Here is an 18,836-nt window from a genome sequence, read left to right on the forward strand (position 1 = left end):
GAGCGTTCTCGACTCAGCGGTTGGACTTGATCTTGCTCCAGGAGCGGGTCATGACGCGCATGATTTTCGGGCTCGGGGTGCTGGAGATGTACAGCTTGTCCAGCACCTCCTGGGGTGGGTAGATCTCCGGGTTGTTCACCAGCGATGCATCCATATAGGCCTTGGCGTCCGGGTTGGCGTTGGCATAGCCGACCGTGGCGCTGACCTTGGCGATCACTTTGGGGTCGAGCAGGTAGTTGATGAACGCCAGGGCCTGCTCGGGGTTGTTGGCGTCCTTGGGGATGGCCAGCAGGTCGAACCACAGGTTACTGCCTTCCTTGGGAATGCTGTAGGCGACCTTCACGCCGTTTTTCGCCTCTACGGCGCGGTTGGCAGCCTGGAACACGTCGCCGGAGTAGCCGAACGCGATGCAGACATCACCGTTCGCCAGGTCAGAGACGTACTTGGAGGAGTGGAAGTAGGTGATGTAGGGGCGCAGTTCGAGCAGGCGGGCCTCGGCCTTGGCGTAGTCGCCCGGTTTTTCGCTGCGCGGGTCCATGCCCAGGTAGTTGAGCACGGCCGGGAACAGCTCGTCGGGCGAGTCCATGAATGCCACGCCGCACTGCTTGAGCTTTTTCAGGTTTTCGGGCTCGAACAGCACCGCCCACGAGTCGATATGGTCCACACCCAGTGCCGCTTTGACCTTGTCGACGTTGTAGCCGATGCCATTGGTGCCCCACAGGTAAGGCACGGCGTACTGGTTGCCGGGGTCGTTCTGTTCAAGTTGCTTGAGCAGTTTGGGGTCCAGGTGCTGCCAGTTCGGCAGCTTGCTGCGGTCCAGCGGCAGGAAGGCGCCGGCCTGGGCCTGGCGTGCGAGGAAGTGGTTGGACGGTACCACCACGTCATAACCCGTACGCCCGGCCAACAGCTTGCCTTCAAGGGTTTCGTTGGAGTCGAACACGTCATAGACCACCTTGATTCCGCTGCTGGCCTGGAAGTCGGCCAGGGTGGTGTCACCGATGTAGTCGGTCCAGTTGTACACACTGACCGTGGGCGCGGCCTGGGTGGTGGTGGCGAACAGCAGGGTGAATGCAGCGGGGATCAGGGCTTGCAGATGACGCATGGGAACACCTCGTTGGTCTTGTTCTTCGAGTTCGGAGCAGGCTTGCCTGTGCATGGGGTGCAGAGCACCCCCGCGGTGGATCAGACACTCAGCATCAGGAATTCACGCTCCCACGAGCTGATGACGCGCTTGTAGTTCTCGTGCTCGGCGCGCTTGACCGCCACGTAGCCCTGGACGAACTGCTTGCCCAGGTACTGCTGCACGGTTTCGCAGTCTTCCATGTGCTGCAGCGCATCCTCGATGGTGATCGGCAGGCGCAGGTTGCGGCGTTCATAGGCGCGGCCCTGCACCGGTGCGCTAGGGTCGATCTGCTCGACCATGCCCAGGTAGCCGCACAGCAGGCTGGCAGCGATGGCCAGGTACGGGTTGGCATCGGCGCCCGGCAGGCGGTTTTCCACCCGCATCGCCTCAGGGCTGGAGGTGGGCACGCGCAGACCGGCCGTGCGGTTTTCTTCGCCCCACTCGACGTTGACCGGTGCCGAGGTATCCGGCAGGAAGCGGCGGAACGAGTTGACGTTGGGCGCGAACATCGGCAGCAGCTTGGGGATGTACTTCTGCAAGCCGCCGATGTGATGCAAAAACAGCTGGCTCATGCTGCCGTCTTCGTTGGCGAAGATCGGTTTGCCAGTGGCGATGTCGACCACGCTCTGGTGCAGGTGCATGGCACTGCCGGGTTCATCGGTGATCGGCTTGGCCATGAACGTGGCGGCCACGTTGTGCTTGAGCGCGGCCTCGCGCATGGTGCGCTTGAACACGGTGATCTGGTCGGCCAGGTCCAGCGCGTCGCCGTGGCGGAAGTTGATCTCCATCTGCGCCGGGCCGTCTTCGTGGATCAGCGTATCCAGGTCCAGGCCCTGGATCTCGCACCAGTCGTAGACGTCTTCGAACAGCGGGTCGAATTCGTTGGCGGCGTCGATCGAGAACGACTGACGGCCACTTTCAGCACGGCCGGAACGCCCCAGTGGTACCTGCAGTGGCAAATCCGGGTCTTCGCAGCGCTTGGTCAGGTAGAACTCCATCTCGGGTGCGACGATCGGCTGCCAGCCCTTGTCGGCGTACAGCTTGAGCACCTTCTTCAGGACGTTGCGTGGCGAAAGCTCGATAGGGTTGCCTTGCTTGTCGAAGGTGTCGTGGATCACGATCGCGGTTGGCTCGATCGCCCACGGGATCTGGTAAACGGCGGTGGGATCGGGGCGGCAGACCATGTCGATGTCGGCGGCGTCGAGCAGGTTGTAATAGATGTCATCGTCGACGTAGTCGCCGGTGACCGTCTGCAGCAGCACGCTTTCTGGCAGGCGCATGCCTCGCTCATGGAGGAACTTGGCGGTAGGCGCAATCTTGCCGCGGGCGATGCCGGTCAAGTCGCTGATCACGCATTCGACTTCGGTGATCCGGTGTTCTTTCAGCCAGGTGGACAGCTGATCGAAGGGGGCGTTCATACAGACCTCTTGGTTGGGTTTTAGTGGGGGAGCGTGGGCGCTTGCGAAAATCGTTGAACAGTTGCGAAGGCGTTACGCTTCCCAGGTGACGCGCTGGAGACTATCTTGGGCGCAGCCCCCCGGGGCGATCTATCCACTTTCTTCAGTATCGAATGCACCAAAAGAGTGCATACAGGACGATGTGTGACAACCGCCAATGCGTTGAAGGTCCAGGCTTTCCACACCACTGACGTCACCGAGCAAGTGCGCGCCACCCCTGGCTGGCAGCAGCAGTACCGGCAGATGTCGCCCGGGTACTTCAGCGGTGAGCTGCGGTGTCTGGGGCTGGATGGTGTGGAGGTGTACGAAGAGCGCCTGAACACCCGGGTGGAGCAGTTTTTCCGCGCGCCAAGCGGCTCGCTGGCGTTTTGCTTCGACCGCAGCGAGAACAGCCTGTACCTGCTGAACGAGCAAAGCCGCAATATCTGGATCACGCCGGAGAACTACCAGGAGGTGGCGGTCGTGTTCGACCAGGCCTTCCTGGCCCGCCATGGCCTGGACCCGCAGCGCCTGGAAGGGTTGTTCATGGTGCCACTGGGCAGCGGCCAGAATGCGCTGTTCGGCAGCTGGCTCAGCGCCACCTTGACCCGGTTGGGCGAGGAGGGTTGCCCGTTGCAAGGGCAGGCCCTGGCTGAGCAGCTGCTGGAGGACTGCCTGTTCATTCTCGACAATGCCAGCCAGCGGTTACAGGGCGTGGCCCTGGGGCGGCGGGACGAGGAGAGGGCGATCATGCACCGGGTCAGCGAATGGGCGGCCGATTGCCCGGAAGAGACGCTGAACCTGCTTGAGCTGGCAGACGTGGCTGGGGTTTCCCTGCGCCAGTTGCAACAGGCGTTCAAGGCCTTTACCGGCATGCCGCCGGCGCACTGGCTGCGCCTGCGTCGGCTCAACGGTGCGCGGCGTGATCTGTTGCGCGGTGGCGGCGTGACCGTGGCCGAGGTGGCGATGCGCTGGTCGTTCTGGCATTTAGGAAGGTTTTCAGAGAGTTACCGGCAGTTGTTCAAGGAGTTTCCCAGTGAAACATTGAAGCGCTGCAGGGTTTGAGGTGGAGGCGGGGCTGCCGGCCTCTTCGCGGGCTCGCCCGCTCCCACAGCACCAGCATGGTTTCGTGAATCGCACGTTGCCTGGGGCGCGGGCAAGTCCGCGAAGCGGCCAGCCCAGGCAACACTGAACCCAGCATTCCACGCCAAAAGTTGCTATCGTGCCGCCCTGATTTCACCCGAGGTGCCGATGTTCTACCTGCCTTTGCCCAGCGACCAGGCCGACCGCCTCGCCAGCGCGGCCGTTACCGAGTTCTTCACCACCGCCAGTGTTGTCGATGCCGCTACCGTGCTGTTCGTGCAAAACCTGCCACGCCAGCCTGCCACCGCCTCGGCCGACGCGCAGGAGCGTCGTTTCGCCGAAATCGTGCGCATCGCCAACGAAGTAGAAGGTGTCGCCCCCGGGCGCTTCCAGGCCCAGGTAGCGCAGCAATTCGATCGCGAAGCGTTCGCCATGGGCCTGGGCATGCTGGGCGAAAACGGCATTGCACTGCTGTCGGCCGAAGTGCAGTACCAGGCGGACGAATGGCTGGATGACGAAGGCCAGTGGAACTTCCAGTTCGCCGACCGCTACCGCCAACGGGCCACGCCGCTGCACCCGGTGTACCTGCCGTCGCTGGCCAGTGACTTGATGCTCAGCGACCAGCAGAACCGCCTGCTGCGCGAATTCCTCAGTGGCATCGACGAGTCTGTGGCTGTGCAAGGTTTCGCCGGCACCGGCAAGACCTTCCTGATTCACCAGTTCGCCCGGCTGCTGGAGCCACAGCGCACCTTGCTGCTGGCCTTGACTGAAGGCCAGTTGCGCGCGCTGCAGGCGCGGGTCAAGGACGCTGCCGCCTATACCGCGCTGACCTTCGGCCAACTGGCTGACGAGCTGCTCAACCGTGACCTCACCAGCAACGGCTGGCGATTGCGCGATCCGTACCGCACCAAGCTGTCCTGGCGCCCCCAGGAAGCGCAAGTGGTGCGCTGGCTGTCCATCCCAGATATCGGCCCGCTCGCAGCGCGTGATGTGGTTGCCTTGTGCATCCGCGCCGTGCGCACGTTCTGCCACAGTGCCGATACCCAGCTTCAGCTGCACCACTTGCCCTGGGCCGGGCCTGGCACCTCGCCGCTGGATCAGGAGGTGCTGCTGGAAAAGGCACGCCTGTACTGGCAAGAGCTGATTCGCCCGTCGGCGCGGGACATTCAGCTGCCGGTGCGTGACTACCACCGGGTCAAGCTGCTGTCGCTGACCGAGCATGTCATCGACAGCCGTTACACCCATGTCATCGTCGACGAAGCCCACGAGCTGTCGGCACCGATGCTGGCGGTACTCGATCGCAGTCCGCAGTCGATCATTACCCTGGGTGACGAACTGCAAAACCTCAACGGCCTCAGCCCGCACCATGGCAGCTTCATCCGGCAACGCTGCATCGACCATTCACTGCGCGCCGGGCCGGCAATGGACAATGTGCTCAACCCGTTGATCCAGGCGCACCCGGCCACGATCCAGGCGGCCTTCAGTGGCAGCGCCGAGCACTACACCCGGGTCAGCTTCTTCGATACGGTGATGGTGCCGGAACAGCCCACGGCGCTTATCGTCGATGATGAATGGGGCCTGTTTGGCTGGTTCCAGCGCCTGACGCATCAGGGGGTGCCGTTCCTGTTGCTGAAAAGCGCCCGCAAGGACTTTGAGCTGTTCGTCGAGGACTGCATCGAGCTGTACCGCTACGGCACCCGGCCGCGCCACCCGATGCTGTTCCGCTATGCCAGCTGGCAGGCGCTGGAACAGGACAAGGGCGATGACAAAGCGTTCGTCGCCGTGGCCAACATGCTGCGCAAAGGCTACACGCCGGAGCACTTTGCCAAGGCCAAGAGCCGTTACCGCTGGGACAAGGCGCCGAAGCTGTTCCTGGGGCGAGTACGGGATGTGAAGAACATGGAGTTTGCCCGGGTGATGGTGTCGCCGGAGCTGATGGTGGCGCCACAGGTGGCGGGTAACCGCAATGAACGGGCGCGTATGCTGGCGGGGTTGTATACCGCCTGTTCGCGGGCGCGGCATGAACTGATCGTGCCGGGGGGGATGCTGGACTGGGTCAAGGACCAGGTGCGGGATTGACACATCTGGGGCTGCAAAGCAGCCCCAGGGTCATGAATCAGTTACGGTCCAGCCATACGGTCTGGGCATTGGTGAACTCGCGCACACCAAAGTGCGACAGCTCTCGGCCGAAACCGCTCTTCTTCACACCACCAAACGCCACGCGGGGGTCCGAAGCGCAGTAGCCGTTGATGAACACGCCACCGGTATCCAGTGCAGCGGTCATGCGTTCGGCCAGCGCATAGTCGGCTGTGTAGATGGTCGAGGCCAGGCCAAACTCGCTGTCGTTGGCCAGTTCCACGGCATGGTCGGCATCGCGTGCAGTGATGATCGCCGCTACCGGGCCGAACAGCTCCTGCTTGAACGCGGTCATGTCCGGGGTGACATTGGCGAACACGGTCGGCGCGTAGAAGTTGGCCACGCCTTCGACCTTGTTGCCGCCCAGCAGCAACGTGGCGCCTTCGGCCAACGTCGCCTGAACCTGGCCATCCAACTCGTCGCGCAGGTCATAGCGGGCCATCGGGCCGATATAGGTGTCGTCCTCCAGCGGGTTGCCGACTTTCAGCTGGCGAGTGGCTTCAACGAACTTGTGGGTGAACGCGTCGACGATGCTTGCTTCCACGATCAGGCGCTTGGCGGCGGCGCACACCTGGCCGGTGTTCTGGTAGCGGCCTATCACCGCGGCCTGGACGGCGGCATCCAGGTCGGCATCGGCCAGCACGATGAAGGGATCGGAGCCTCCCAGCTCCAACACGCACTTCTTCAGCGCGGCGCCGGCCTGTGCACCAATCGCCATGCCGGCACGCACGCTGCCGGTCAGGGTCACGGCGGCGATGCGCGGATCGTTGATGGCGCGGGTGACGCCATCCGGGGTCACGTTCAGCACTTCGAACACGCCTTCCGGCAGGCCGGCATCCTTGAACAGCTCAGCCATCAGGTAGGCGCTGCCCATCACGTTCGGTGCATGCTTGAGCACGTAGGTGTTACCCGCCAGAATTGCCGGCACGGCGCCGCGCAGCACCTGCCAGACCGGGAAGTTCCACGGCATCACGGCCAGGATCGGGCCAAGCGGGCGGTATTCGATACGGGCTTTTTCGACCTGCGTCGGCTCGGCGGCGAGCATCGCCGGGCCGTGCTCGGCGTACCAGCGGCAGAGGCCCACACACTTGCTGACTTCACCGCGAGCCTGGGCGATCGGCTTGCCAATTTCGCGGCTGATCATGTGCGCGAAAGCTTCAGCCTTGGCTTCGAGGGTGCCGGCCAGGGCCAGCAGGTACTCGCTGCGCTGACCCAGCGACACCTGGCGCCACTGGCGGTAGCCAACCTTGGCGCGTTGCAGCGCCGCTTCCAGTGCGGCGTCGGTGTCGAACGGGTAGGCGCCGATCTGCTCGCCGCTGTACGGGTCGAGGGAGATGGCGTGGGTCAGGCTGCTGATCGCGCTCATGGCGGGACACTCTCGATGTTGTTAATCAGTGAGGCCAGACTAGTGGGCTATGGCTTTAATGAAAACTGAATAATAATGAGCGAAACATTCACGTTTGGAGAATGGCTGTGGACCTGGTGCAACTGGAGATCTTCAAGGCTGTGGCAGAGCAGGGCAGCATCAGCGCCGCCGCGCAGCACATCCATCGGGTGCCGTCGAACCTGACCACGCGCATCAAGCAACTGGAGGAGGACCTGGGTGTAGAGCTGTTCATTCGGGAGAAGAGCCGCCTGCGCCTGTCGCCTGCGGGTTGGAACTTCCTCGAATACACCCGGCGCATCCTCGACCTGGTCCATGAGGCGCGGCTGACCGTGGCGGGTGAAGACCCGCAGGGCACCTTTGCCCTCGGATCGCTGGAAAGCACGGCGGCGGTGCGCATCCCGGCGTTGCTGGCCGCCTACAACCAACGCTACCCCAAGGTTGACCTTGACCTGTCCACCGGGCCCTCCGGGACCATGCTCGAAGGCGTGCTGTCTGGCCGCCTGGTGGCGGCGTTCGTCGACGGCCCGGTGCTGCACCCGACGCTGGAGGGCATACCGGTGTTCGAGGAAGAGATGATGGTCATTGCGCCGCTCAACCATACACCGGTGACCCGCGCGCAGGACGTGAACGGTGAAAGCATCTACGCCTTCCGCGCCAACTGTTCATACCGCCATCACTTCGAAAACTGGTTCGTGCAGGACCAGGCGGTACCGGGCAAGATTCACGAAATGGAGTCGTACCACGGCATGTTGGCCTGCGTCAGTGCAGGTGCCGGCCTGGCCATGCTGCCGCGCAGCATGCTCGACAATATGCCCGGGTGCAGCACCGTCAGCGCCTGGCCAATGTCGGAGGACTTCCGCTATCTGAAAACCTGGCTGGTATGGCGACGGGGTACGGTCTCGCGCAGTTTGAGCATGTTCGTGAAGTTGCTTGAAGAAGGCCGCGCAAGCTGATGTTTTCACTCGATAACCTGATTATCTGAAGTGCATTTCACCGACATGACCAGGCATCAGCACGAACACCCATTCGCTGGGAGGATCAGATAATAGGTAAGCCATCCTCGAAAGGAGGGTCGTACCATGCGTAACCATCACTATGCGCTCGGCGCTGCCTTGCTGATCACCCTGGCCCTGCCATGGACCCTGGCCGCCGCTGCCGACCTCAATGCCCCCATCGACATGCAGGCCGTGCAGTTGCAACCGCAGGAGCAGAATGGCGTGCGCTACCTGCAGGGCGGTATCGGCCAGGACGAGGCCAATGCCCTGCGCAAGACCACGGGTTATGACCTGCACGTAGAGCTTTCGACCGGCCCGGAAGGCAAGTTCCAGAGCGGGGCCACCGTCGATATCCAGAATGCCCAGGGCCAGCCCGTACTCAGTGTCAGCGATGCCGGGCCGCTGCTGTATGTGCAATTGCCTCCCGGCAAATACAAGGTCATTGGCAATGCCCAAGGCCAGGCAGTGCAGCAGTGGGCGACCGTCACGGGCAAGGCGCCCACGACCGTTAACCTTAACTGGCGTTGATGAAAAGTCGGGCAGGAGTACGCCTGTACTCCTGCCTGGGGTCAGGTTACGCCTCGCGAATTCCTGTGCCCGGCAGGCACATCTTTACCAAGTGATTTAGCCAATAGTGGCAATACACTTCCAACTTTCTGATTATCTGGACAATAATCAGAAAAGTATTACTTCGTATGACCGGTCTGGATGCACCGGTCAGCGCAAAACATCGAGGGGCTCAAGCCCCCGCTTGCCGTGTAGACCATCAGGAGAGTCGTTGATGAAAACCCGTCTAGCAGCTTCGCTGGCCGTAGCAGTGCTGGCCTTTGCCGGGGCCGATCTGGTCCAGGCTGCGCAGATATCAGGCGCCGTGGGCGCCACCGGCCAAGGTGACATGACGTACCGTATTGGCATGTCGTTCGACTGGGACAAGACATGGCTGGAAAGCAGCACCGGCCATGTGAGCGGTTACTGGGATGCGGCCTACACCTATTGGGAAGGTGGCGATGCCAGTGGTGCGCATTCGCTGTCGTTCAGCCCGGTGTTCACGTATGAGTTCAGCGGCTTTACCTACACGCCTTACATCGAGGCAGGGATTGGCCTGGCAGCGTTTTCAAAGACCGACGTGGGCGACCAGCGACTGGGGTCGGCGGTCAACTTTGAAGACCGTATCGGCTTTGGCCTGAAGTTGCCGGGAGAACAGAAGGTAGGCATCCGTGCCATGCACTACTCCAACGCCGGGATAAAGCAGCCAAACGACGGCATAGAGTCGTACTCGCTGTTCTACAGCACAGCGTTCTGAAATTTCGGGGCCACTGCGCGGCCCCGGCAATTCAGAAGGTATAGGAAACGCCGGCCTGCACCGTGCGCGGTGCGCCGGGGTATACGTAGCTGTTGAACGCGCCCTCGTCATACCCCTTGTTGAACACGTTCTTCACGTCCAGGTTCAACCGCACGTGTTCGTTTACCTTGTAGAACGTCAGCAGGTCAACCACGGTGTACTGGTCCATGTTGTAGGTGACCGCCTCGGTCTGACCATTCCGGTCATCCACATACTTCACCCCAAGTCCTAACCCAACACCTTTGGCAAAACCGTCCTGGAACTCATAAGTGTTGAGCAGGCTGAAGCTGTTGCGCGGGATGTTGGCCAGTCGCGTACCCGTCGGCAGGCGGTTGTCCTTGGTAACTTCGGCATCGACATAGGCGTAGCCACCGATTACCCGCCACTCAGGCGTGATATTGCCGGCGATGTTGATATCCAGCCCGCGGCTGCGCACTTCCCCGGCGGCCAAGCTGTAGTTGGTATTCACAGGGTCGCGCGTCAGTACGTTTTCCTTGACGATATGGTAGATCGCCGCGTCGACACTCAACTGGCGGTCGAGTGACTCCCATTTCACACCCAGCTCGTAGGATTTGCCCTTCTCCGGGTCGAAACCACCGCCACTGGCCGGCGTGCCCGTATTGGGTTTGAACGAACGTGCGGTGTTGGCGTAGACCGCCAGGGTATCGGTCAGGTCATAGATCAAGCCAAGGCGGGGTGTGACGCCGTTTTCGCCCTTGCTGAAATCGCCGGCATTGTTCAGCTTGTTGTCATAGTCATGCTCGAAACGCTCGAAGCGCACGCCTGCCAATGCCTTCAAACGCTCGGTCAGGGCCACTTGGTCCTGAATGAAGAACGCCCACGTCTGCAGGTTTTCCTTGTCCCAGGTGGTGGTGCGGTTCAGGGCCGGACGCGGCTGGCCCAGTACCGGGTTGTAGATGTCGATTGGGTAGGCTGCCGAGGAACGCTGGATGATCGAGTTGTAGTCGTAGTTCTCGTATTCGACCCCGGTCAACAAGGTATGGCTGAAATTGCCGGTGTCAAAATGCCCGGTCAGGTTCAGCTGCCAGTCGCGGTCGGTCCACTCCAGCTTGCGGTAGTTGAAGTTGCGCTGCAGCGTGCGTCCGTCTGCCGGTGCGCCGTCGGCTTCGACAGCGTTGCCCTTGAGCGAGCCATCGAGGAACTGGAACCCGCCAGCCAGCGACCAGTTGTCATTGAGCAGGTGCTCGAAACGCACTTGGGCCATGTTGTTGTCATTGTGCAGCAGGTTGTCGCTGCCTTTTTCCCAGATATAGGTATCGCGCGAGGCGCTGCCGGTCTGGGTGGGGTAGCGGGTCAGGCCGCGATCGAGGGGGTGGTTGTTGCGCATGAAATCGCCTTCGAAGGTGATCTTCGTGGCGTCATTGACCTGCCAGCTGATGACCGGAGCGACATCGTAGCGTTCGCTTTCGACATCGTCGCGGAAGCTGTCGCCGCCTTCACCCAGTACGTTCAGGCGGTAGGCCAGCGAGCCGTCCTGGCTCAGCGGCCCGGTGGCATCAAGGGTGGCACGGTGCATGCCCTGGTCGTCGAACTGGCTGCCAAGGGTGACCTTGGACTCGGGCAACGGCTGCTTGCTGACCACGTTGAACGTACCGCCGGGGTCGCCACGGCCGTACAGGCTGCTGGCTGGGCCACGGATGACCTCCAGGCGCTCGACGGTGTTGGCATCCGGAGCATTGGGGTAGCCGCGGTTGATCGGAAAGCCGTTGCGATAGAACTCGCCGGTCGTGAAGCCACGCACGGTGAAGGTTGTGAGGCCCTGGCCGCCGAAGTTGTTGGCGCGGCCGACACCACCGGCGTAGTCCAGGCCGTCCTGCAGGCGCGTGGCGCCCGTGTCTACCAGCACATCCTTGGGCACCACGCTGACCGATTGCGGGGTTTCGTGCAGCGCCGTGTCGGTGCGGGTGGCACTGGCCGAGCGGGTGGCCTTGTAGCCATCGACCGGGCCGTCGGCGCGTTCACCGTCGGCAGTACTGGTGATGCTCAGGGCCTGGAGTTCGATCTGGTTAGGGTCGCTGAGCGGTTCAGGCTCGGCAAAGGCCAGCGGGGAGACAGCATGAAGCACACAAAGCGAGACGAACGTGCGGCGCATCGACAGTACGGTCCTTGAATAGGGCGCTGAGGGGCTGGGTCGGGAAACGCCGCGAACATACTACGAATCATTATCAAATGCATTAATTTTGAGTGGCACTGGTGTACCAGATACCAGCGAAGATAAAGCGTCAGTGACAACAGTGCCTGCTGGGCACTGCGAAGGGGCCCACAGGTTAGAAGCTGCTCTGTGGGTGCAAGTGCCTCTTCGCAGTACAAGGTTATTCCTGCCTGGCCCCTGGGCAGGCTGCTGAAGCTCAGCGAACAGCCTTGATCGCCAGCACATTGCACAGCGGGTGTTCCAGCACATGCGCCGTTGTCCCGCCCAGGAATGTCTGCATGGCGTCATGCCTATGGCTGCCCATGACGATCACGTCCACCCGGTTGTGGCCGACGAACTGGGCAATGGCCCTGATCGCGGCCCCTTCGAGGAAGTGCCGGCGCTCCAGCGGGATCTGGTGATGGTCGCCCAGGCGGTTGAACGCCGCCCGCTGCGCGGTTCGCACACTGCTGTCGAAGCCGGGCATGGTGACCGTACCGGCGCCGAAGTCGGCGATGTGGGTCTTGGCTGCGTCGCACACATGCAGCAGGTGCAGTTCGGCGTTGCACTGCAGGGCCAGGTCATGGGCGCAGTGGATGACCTGCTCGTCCAGGTGCTCGCCAGCGCCATGGCTGTTCAGGTCCACCGCGGCGGCGATCTGCCGTGGCAGGGGCAGGCGAATGTCGCTGACCAGATGCACGGCGACCGGGCTGTCCTTGAGCAACTGCCAGTCCAGCGGCGTGACCAGCAGGCGTTTGAGTACGGGCTCGTGCTGTACGTCCTTGACCAACAGATCGCAGCCCAGCCGTTCGACCCGTTCCAGTACGCTGCCCAGCGGGTCGCGGGTCAACAACAGCTCGGTGGACACGTCCACTCCGGCATCGCTCAGCTGTTCGGCCTCATCCGCCAGCCATTGGCGGTTGTCGCTGAGCAGCCGCTCACGCTCACGACCATCGCTCATCAAGCCAAAGGTGTCGACGTCGTCGACGAACACATTGATATCCAGCAGGGCACCGCTGGACTCTGCCAACGCCGCCGCCCGTTGCAGCGCAGGCGTATGACGCATTTGCGGGCCGAGCATGACGAACAGACGTTTGAACTGGCTCATCGCACACCTCCACGTGTGGCAGCCCCCCGGTGACCTGATCATGTTCAGTCTAGACTGCCGCAGCGTACACCGGGGCGATGTGTCGGGTATGATGCGTGCCCCATCATTGTCACGAGGCCTGTCCCATGTCCCTGAGTGCTGAACAGATCGTTGAGTATCGCGCCTTTGCCGAGCAATTGGCCGATGCTGCCGCTGCAGCGATCGCGCCGTACTTCCGCGCCAGCCTGGATGTCGAGGACAAGGGCGGGCGTCTGTACGACCCGGTGACCGTGGCCGACAAGGCCGCTGAAGACGCCATGCGTGAGTTGATCCAGGCGCGTTACCCCGAACACGGCATTCTTGGCGAAGAGGCCGGCGTTGCGGTGGGCAGCAGCCCGTTGACCTGGGTGCTGGACCCGATCGATGGCACCCGCGCCTTCATTACCGGCTTGCCGCTGTGGGGCACCTTGATTGCCCTGAATGACGGTACCCGCCCCGTGCTGGGGGTGATGAACCAGCCGTTCACCGGCGAACGTTTCGTGGGTACCCCGGCAGGCGCCTGGCGCAGTGGCACGCCCCTGAAGACGCGTGCCTGCGCCGACCTGTCTGCCGCCACACTGATGTGCACCACGCCGGACATGTTCGACACCGCCGAGCGCAAGGCGGCATTCGAAGCGGTCGCCGGCAAGGCGCGGTTGATGCGTTATGGCGGTGATTGCTATGCCTACTGCATGCTGGCGTCGGGCTTTGTCGACGTGATTGTCGAAGCGAGCCTTCAGCCGTATGACGTACAGGCACTGATGCCGATCATCGAAGGGGCGGGTGGCGTGATCACGGCGTGGGATGGCAGTTCGGCGCAGGATGGCGGGTGCGTGGTGGCCTGTGGTGATCCTGCGCTGCATGCGCAGGTGGTGGAGATGTTGCGCCACGCCATGTGATCCGGGTTCGTCGCTCCTAGGCTCTTCGCGGGCGAGTCCCTTATTGTGGGAGCGGGTTCACCCGCGAAGAGGCCGCCACAGGTTTGCATTCTCTCCAGCCACCGCACTTTTTCCCATTTTCGGGCTCTATGCTTGGCCAGGCCGCGCTGACTCCCGGCGCAGCCGCCGAATATCGACCCGGTGCCGATGGTTGCAAGCTACGCGAATTTCCTCCCCCGCCTGCTACTGACAGGTGCCCTGGCATGCCTGTGCGCCTGTACGCAGCAGCAGGGCCGTGACATGGTCAACCAGCTCGGCAACGGCAAACCCAGCGAGCTGTTCCAGACAAGCGTCGACCGCCTGGCCACGCTGTCGATGCGCGACAACCTGCAAAGCCTGTACCTGCTGATGAACAAGCTGTACCTGCGCAACCCCAGCCAGTGGAAGATGTCTGGCTACCTTGACGCCGCCACCGCCGAGCGACAGATCCGCATCGCCATCGAACAGCGCCGGCCGCTGCCGCAACTGGGCAACCGCCGTGACCTGGCGGCATTGAGCTACGCCCTGAGCCCGGAGTTTCGCGGGGACCGGGTCGGCGCCTTCATCTACGCCATCGGTAGCATGCTGATCACCGCGCATGGTGGGCGTACCGAGTTCTACATGACCGATACCATCGATCCCCTGTTCGTAAACAATGCCGCGCGCAATATCGAGAAGGCAACATGGATGCTCAGCCAGCGGCAAGATGCCAATGGGGTGTTGCTGCTGTTCTCGAACGAAATCTCGGAGGAGGGCAGCAACCTGAGTTTTGCCGTTGAGTTCGGCAAGATCGTCGCGCGGCTGGACTTGCTGGCCGAGTTGCTGGATGAGCGTTATCGGCGCATAGGCTTGAATTACGCGCAAAGCCTGTTGCTGATGAACTTCCTGCCGGTGCAGTGAATGACGGTCGTTGCAGGAGCGCCTGGTCCGCCGTCACGTGCAGGCCACGCGAGTACCGGAAGATACTGTTCGATAAACGAACACGCATGACGCCGGACCTGTCCGCTATCCGCCCAGCCAATCCCATCGTTGCATTGCCCAACCCCCGCCTTTTTGCTGTAGTGTCCCTGTCCGCCGGCTGTCGCCTGCCCCTGCGACGCGCTGCCAGCCCGATAGAATGACCGTGATGACCGCAACCACAGCCCACAAGGCGGTAGGGCGCGGCGACCAGAACAATAACGATACCGAGTGCCTTGCCTATGGAAAGCCGCCTGCTGAGCGAGCGCAGTAGCGTGTTTCACCACGCCGATCCTTACGCTGTGTCCGATTATGTGAACCAGCATGTAGGCCAGCATTGCATCGGTCTGTCCCGCACCACCCACCCCCAGGCCAGCCTCAGCCATCGCAAGTTCGCCGAGCTCGACCTGTGCCGTATCAGCTACGGCGGCAGTGTTCGCGTGACGTCGCCCGCGCTGGAAACCATCTACCACCTGCAAGTCTTGCTCAATGGCAACTGCCTGTGGCGCGGGCACAAGCGCGAGCAGCACCTGGTGCCGGGCGAGCTGCTGCTGATCAACCCGGACGACCCGGTTGACCTCACGTACTCGGAAGACTGCGAGAAGTTCATCCTCAAGGTGCCGACCCGGCTGCTGGACTCGATCTGCGATGAACAGCGCTGGCAGCGGCCTGATGGGGGCGTGCGGTTCTTGCGCAATCATTACCGGCTGGATGAGCTGGATGGCTTCGTGAACCTGCTGGCCATGGTTTGTCATGAGGCGGAAGTGAGCGATTCGCTGCCCAGGGTGCAGGGCCATTACAGCCAGATTGTCGCCAGCAAGCTGCTGACCCTGATGAGCACCAATATCCGCCGCGAGAGCCTGAGTGCCCCGCAGGCCGGGCTAGAGCGCATTCTTGATTACATCGAACGCAACCTGAAACTGGAATTGTCGGCTGAAGTGCTGGCGGAGCAGGCTTGCATGAGTTTGCGCTCGTTATATGCCTTATTTGATCAGCAGTTGGGCACCACGCCCAAGCATTACGTGCGCCAGCGGAAACTGGACCGGGTGCATGCCTGCCTGAGCGACCCTACTTGTGGCGTGCGCAGTGTGACGGAACTGGCCCTGGATTACGGTTTCCTTCATCTGGGGCGGTTTTCCGAGGTTTATCGGCAGCAGTTTGGCGAGTTGCCTTCACAGACATTCAAGCGGCGCGCGTGACGGCGTTTGGCTTGTAGACCTGGCATTTCTGCCAGTTGCGAGCGCTTTGCTCTTAAACCACCATTAGTTCTATGCCGGACGAATGGTGACAGCCATGCAGCAGTCGCAGAAACAAATTTATTTCTACGCTCCCGAAGGACTTTCGCTGGTCAAATATGTTGGCGCAGAAGCTTCGGCTTTGGTGCGAGCAGCAGGCCGGACGCTGGCGCAGCGTGATGATGTCCAGGCAGCGCTTTACGCAGCGGATCTACAAGGCTCGGTTCAGGGATGCATTGGGCGAAATGCAACGAACCGGATGCACTACACGGCGTATGGCTGGGACAGCCAAAATACTGATGCATCAGCGTTTTTGCGATTCACCGGCCAGCGGAAAGACACTCTCACGGGGCACTATTTGCTGGGCGATGGATATCGCGCATTCAGCCCGGTGCTGATGCGGTTCAATGCGCCAGACAGCTTGAGCCCGTTCGGTGATGGGGGGGGCAATGCGTATTGTTATTGCAAGGGTGATCCAGTGAACATAGTGGATCCAAGTGGTCACGTTCCAAGTGGTCCCGTTGTCTATCCGCCCAGTAGCTTCATTGCGGGCGGTTTATTTACCAAGCGATGGGGACTTCGCTCGGCTGCATCATATCAGTGGGGTCAAAAAGCTCCGGCCTTGAAAACCCTCGGTGTGCAGAAGGCAGTGGATGAATTCGACAGTACCCTCCCAGCCAGGATAAAACACGCCAAAAGAAACCAATCGTGGCACCCAAATGACGTACAGCGACTAAAGCGAGCTGCTGGCTGGCTCCAAAGCAGAGCAAATCGTTTTGATCTGGCAGTAAAGCACTTTGAAAAGGAACGTCTCCCGGTGGATACCCAAGCAGCCCGGGAGACATTGCAGGAGGTGTTAAGTATCAAACAATGGGTTGATCGACACCTGATAGCTGCAAAAGGATTTTTAGAAAAGCGCGAGTTGTTTGAAGCATTGCCATTTTCTCAAGCGACCGAAAAAGTACCGAACATCCGTAAATCTGGATAACGTTCTGCACAATCCGGATAGTCCCCCGCCAGCCGTCTCCCTAACCTGACCAGGTCTAAACAATAACAAGGGAGACCCTGGCCATGTCCCTGGGATTCGACTACCTCAATGCCATGCTCGAGGACGACCGTGAAAAGGGCATCTACCGCTGCAAGCGGGAGATGTTCACCGACCCACGGCTGTTCGACCTGGAGATGAAACACATCTTCGAGGGCAACTGGATCTACCTGGCCCACGAAAGCCAGATCCCCGAGAAGAATGACTTCCTAACCCTGACCATGGGGCGCCAGCCGATTTTCATCGCGCGCAACAAGGACGGTGAGCTCAATGCCTTCCTCAACGCCTGCAGCCACCGCGGTGCCATGCTGTGCCGGCACAAGCGCGGCAACCGTTCCAGCTATACCTGCCCGTTCCACGGCTGGACCTTCAACAACAGCGGCAAACTGCTGAAGGTGAAAGACCCCAGCAACGCCGGCTACCCCGACAGCTTCAACTGCGACGGCTCCCACGACCTGACCAAGGTGGCACGCTTCGAGTCGTACCGGGGCTTTTTGTTCGGCAGCCTGAACGCCGACGTGAAACCGCTGGTCGAGCACCTGGGCGAGTCGGCGAAGATCATCGACATGATCGTCGATCAGTCGCCTGAAGGCCTGGAAGTGCTGCGCGGTGCCAGCTCGTACATCTACGAAGGCAACTGGAAGCTCACCGCCGAAAACGGCGCTGACGGCTACCACGTGAGCTCCGTGCACTGGAACTACGCCGCCACCCAGAACCAGCGAAAGCAGCGCGAGGCGGGTGACGAGATCAAGACCATGAGTGCTGGCGCCTGGGCCAAGCAGGGCGGCGGTTTCTACTCCTTCGACCACGGCCACCTGCTGCTGTGGACCCGTTGGGCCAACCCGGAAGACCGCCCGGCCTATGAGCGCCGCGACCAACTGGCCGCTGACTTCGGCCAGGCCCGTGCCGACTGGATGATCGAAAACTCGCGCAACCTGTGCCTGTACCCCAACGTGTACCTGATGGACCAGTTCAGCTCGCAGATCCGCGTCGCCCGGCCGATTTCGGTGAACAAGACCGAAATCACCATCTACTGCATCGCGCCGAAAGGCGAGAGCGCCGATGCCCGCGCCAAGCGTATCCGCCAGTACGAAGACTTCTTCAACGTCAGCGGCATGGCCACCCCGGACGACCTGGAAGAATTCCGCTCGTGCCAGACCGGCTATGGTGGCGGCACTGGCTGGAACGACATGTCCCGTGGCGCCAAACACTGGGTAGAAGGCGCCGATGAGGCGGCCAGGGAGATTGAACTCGAACCCCTGCTGTCGGGCGTGCGCACCGAGGACGAAGGCCTGTTCGTGCTGCAGCACAAGTACTGGCAGGACACCATGATCCAGGCCCTCAAGGACGAACAGCAGCTGATCCCCGTGGAGGCCGTGCAATGAGCCTGTATGAAACCGTGCGCGACTTCCTGTACCGCGAAGCGCGCTACCTGGACGATGCCCAGTGGGACCAGTGGCTGGAACTGTACGCCAGCGATGCCAGCTTCTGGATGCCGAGCTGGGACGATGACGACACCCTCACCGAAGACCCACAAAGCGAAATCTCGCTGATCTGGTACGGCAACCGTGGCGGCCTGGAAGACCGTGTGTTCCGCATCAAGACCGAGCGCTCCAGTGCCACCGTGCCCGACACCCGCACCTCGCACAACATCAGCAACATCGAGATCGTCGAGCAGGGCGAGGGCAGCTGCCAGGTGCGCTTCAACTGGCACACCCTGAGCTTCCGCTACAAGACCACCGACAGTTACTTCGGCACCAGCTTCTACACCCTCGACCTGCGCGGCGAGCAGCCGCTGATCAAAGCCAAGAAGGTGGTGCTGAAGAACGATTACGTCCGCCAGGTCATCGACATCTACCACATCTGATACTGGGTTTTTCGAGCATTGCCCGGTGCGTATTG

16 protein-coding genes are annotated in these 18,836 nt (G+C 61.7%); 11 read left to right on the plus strand and 5 right to left on the minus strand.

Annotation, left to right across the window (positions count from 1 at the left end):
* Nucleotides 1–13 precede the first annotated feature (13 nt).
* Together V7787_RS00150 and V7787_RS00155 are read right to left on the minus strand one after the other, a co-directional pair.
* On the minus strand, nt 14–1,102 hold the full coding sequence (locus V7787_RS00150; RefSeq protein ID WP_010954036.1) for a polyamine ABC transporter substrate-binding protein: 1,089 nt from the start codon (nt 1,100–1,102) through the stop codon (nt 14–16).
* 80 nt (nt 1,103–1,182) lie between these two features.
* Entirely contained in the window at nt 1,183–2,541 is a 1,359-nt protein-coding gene (locus V7787_RS00155; RefSeq protein ID WP_010954037.1) for a glutamine synthetase family protein, read from the minus strand.
* Between the two features lie 183 nt (nt 2,542–2,724).
* Here V7787_RS00155 and V7787_RS00160 point away from each other — a divergent pair, with 183 nt between their 5' ends.
* Together V7787_RS00160 and V7787_RS00165 are read left to right on the plus strand one after the other, a co-directional pair.
* A complete protein-coding gene (locus V7787_RS00160) occupies nt 2,725–3,624 on the plus strand; it encodes a helix-turn-helix domain-containing protein (protein WP_049587807.1) in 900 nt (299 codons plus the stop codon).
* Between the two features lie 186 nt (nt 3,625–3,810).
* Complete coding sequence (locus tag V7787_RS00165; protein ID WP_049587821.1) at nt 3,811–5,721, plus strand: AAA family ATPase; 1,911 nt, start codon at nt 3,811–3,813, stop codon at nt 5,719–5,721.
* 37 nt (nt 5,722–5,758) lie between these two features.
* Here V7787_RS00165 and V7787_RS00170 read toward each other — a convergent pair whose 3' ends face one another.
* Nucleotides 5,759–7,144, minus strand: a complete 1,386-nt coding sequence (locus tag V7787_RS00170; RefSeq protein ID WP_014591019.1) for an aldehyde dehydrogenase family protein — start codon at nt 7,142–7,144, stop codon at nt 5,759–5,761.
* 107 nt (nt 7,145–7,251) lie between these two features.
* Between V7787_RS00170 and ptrR the strand changes: the two genes are divergently transcribed.
* The 3 genes from ptrR (at nt 7,252) to V7787_RS00185 (ending at nt 9,463) form a co-directional block, all read left to right on the plus strand.
* Complete coding sequence (ptrR, locus tag V7787_RS00175; protein WP_004374302.1) at nt 7,252–8,118, plus strand: putrescine utilization regulator PtrR; 867 nt, start codon at nt 7,252–7,254, stop codon at nt 8,116–8,118.
* A 126-nt stretch (nt 8,119–8,244) separates the two neighbouring features.
* Complete coding sequence (locus tag V7787_RS00180) at nt 8,245–8,688, plus strand: hypothetical protein (RefSeq protein WP_010954041.1); 444 nt, start codon at nt 8,245–8,247, stop codon at nt 8,686–8,688.
* Nucleotides 8,689–8,941: 253 nt separating this feature from the next.
* Nucleotides 8,942–9,463, plus strand: coding sequence for an acyloxyacyl hydrolase (locus tag V7787_RS00185; RefSeq protein WP_336084649.1), 522 nt, complete (start codon nt 8,942–8,944; stop codon nt 9,461–9,463).
* Nucleotides 9,464–9,494: 31 nt separating this feature from the next.
* Here V7787_RS00185 and V7787_RS00190 read toward each other — a convergent pair whose 3' ends face one another.
* The gene (locus tag V7787_RS00190; RefSeq protein ID WP_064492794.1) at nt 9,495–11,615 is read right to left on the minus strand and encodes a TonB-dependent siderophore receptor; all 2,121 of its coding nucleotides are present in this window, start codon (nt 11,613–11,615) and stop codon (nt 9,495–9,497) included.
* A 256-nt stretch (nt 11,616–11,871) separates the two neighbouring features.
* On the minus strand, nt 11,872–12,762 hold the full coding sequence (locus V7787_RS00195; protein ID WP_014756665.1) for a universal stress protein: 891 nt from the start codon (nt 12,760–12,762) through the stop codon (nt 11,872–11,874).
* A 125-nt stretch (nt 12,763–12,887) separates the two neighbouring features.
* Between V7787_RS00195 and hisN the strand changes: the two genes are divergently transcribed.
* From hisN to benB, 6 genes are all read left to right on the plus strand, one after another.
* Nucleotides 12,888–13,679: a histidinol-phosphatase gene (gene hisN, locus V7787_RS00200; protein ID WP_336084655.1), complete on the plus strand. Its 792-nt coding sequence runs from the start codon at nt 12,888–12,890 to the stop codon at nt 13,677–13,679.
* Between the two features lie 186 nt (nt 13,680–13,865).
* Nucleotides 13,866–14,597: a hypothetical protein gene (locus V7787_RS00205; protein WP_019751653.1), complete on the plus strand. Its 732-nt coding sequence runs from the start codon at nt 13,866–13,868 to the stop codon at nt 14,595–14,597.
* A gap of 299 nt (nt 14,598–14,896) precedes the next feature.
* On the plus strand, nt 14,897–15,853 hold the full coding sequence (gene benR, locus V7787_RS00210) for a benABC operon transcriptional activator BenR (RefSeq protein ID WP_274139687.1): 957 nt from the start codon (nt 14,897–14,899) through the stop codon (nt 15,851–15,853).
* A gap of 94 nt (nt 15,854–15,947) precedes the next feature.
* A complete protein-coding gene (locus V7787_RS00215) occupies nt 15,948–16,877 on the plus strand; it encodes an RHS repeat-associated core domain-containing protein (RefSeq protein ID WP_336084660.1) in 930 nt (309 codons plus the stop codon).
* 83 nt (nt 16,878–16,960) lie between these two features.
* The gene (benA, locus tag V7787_RS00220; RefSeq protein ID WP_064491965.1) at nt 16,961–18,319 is read left to right on the plus strand and encodes a benzoate 1,2-dioxygenase large subunit; all 1,359 of its coding nucleotides are present in this window, start codon (nt 16,961–16,963) and stop codon (nt 18,317–18,319) included.
* Nucleotides 18,316–18,801 (plus strand): benzoate 1,2-dioxygenase small subunit, encoded by a 486-nt coding sequence (gene benB, locus V7787_RS00225; protein WP_004374327.1) that lies wholly within the window; start codon nt 18,316–18,318, stop codon nt 18,799–18,801. Before benA ends, benB begins: the two co-directional genes overlap by 4 nt.
* Nucleotides 18,802–18,836 lie beyond the last annotated feature (35 nt).

Source organism: Pseudomonas sp. CGJS7 (assembly GCF_036961695.1).